Origin of the sequence: Pantoea sp. Mb-10 (assembly GCF_021272205.1) — a bacterium.
GTDB lineage: Bacteria > Pseudomonadota > Gammaproteobacteria > Enterobacterales > Enterobacteriaceae > Pantoea.
Genome location: NZ_JAJSDX010000022.1, coordinates 1 through 736, shown reverse-complemented (window position 1 = coordinate 736; position 736 = coordinate 1). Strand labels below are relative to the sequence as shown.

Annotated in this window: 1 rRNA gene; it reads left to right on the top strand. The window is 51.9% G+C overall.

Going from position 1 to position 736, the window contains the following annotated elements:
- Positions 1-262 precede the first annotated feature (262 nt).
- Positions 263-736 (top strand): 16S ribosomal RNA (locus LU196_RS20310); the annotation flags it as partial.

Here is a 736-nt window from a genome sequence, read left to right as displayed (position 1 = left end):
CCCGCCGGAGAAAAACGCTGAAAAAAGTGTTTGACTCTGAAGGAGGAAAGCGTAATATACGCCACCTCGCGACAGCAGGCTCCACGCCGCGTCGCACTGCTCTTTAACAATTTATCAGACAATCTGTGTGGGCACTCGCAGGATTGATATCAAAGCCTCCGGGCTCTAAAAAATATCAAGTCTTTGCTGAGTGAACACGTAATTCATTACGACGTTTTAATTCACAGAGCACCGCTTAACGTGTTTAAGCAAATCAAACTTTAAATTGAAGAGTTTGATCATGGCTCAGATTGAACGCTGGCGGCAGGCCTAACACATGCAAGTCGGACGGTAGCACAGAAGAGCTTGCTCTTCGGGTGACGAGTGGCGGACGGGTGAGTAATGTCTGGGAAACTGCCCGATGGAGGGGGATAACTACTGGAAACGGTAGCTAATACCGCATAACGTCTTCGGACCAAAGTGGGGGACCTTCGGGCCTCACGCCATCGGATGTGCCCAGATGGGATTAGCTAGTAGGTGGGGTAACGGCTCACCTAGGCGACGATCCCTAGCTGGTCTGAGAGGATGACCAGCCACACTGGAACTGAGACACGGTCCAGACTCCTACGGGAGGCAGCAGTGGGGAATATTGCACAATGGGCGCAAGCCTGATGCAGCCATGCCGCGTGTATGAAGAAGGCCTTCGGGTTGTAAAGTACTTTCAGCGGGGAGGAAGGCGGTGAGGTTAATAACCTCA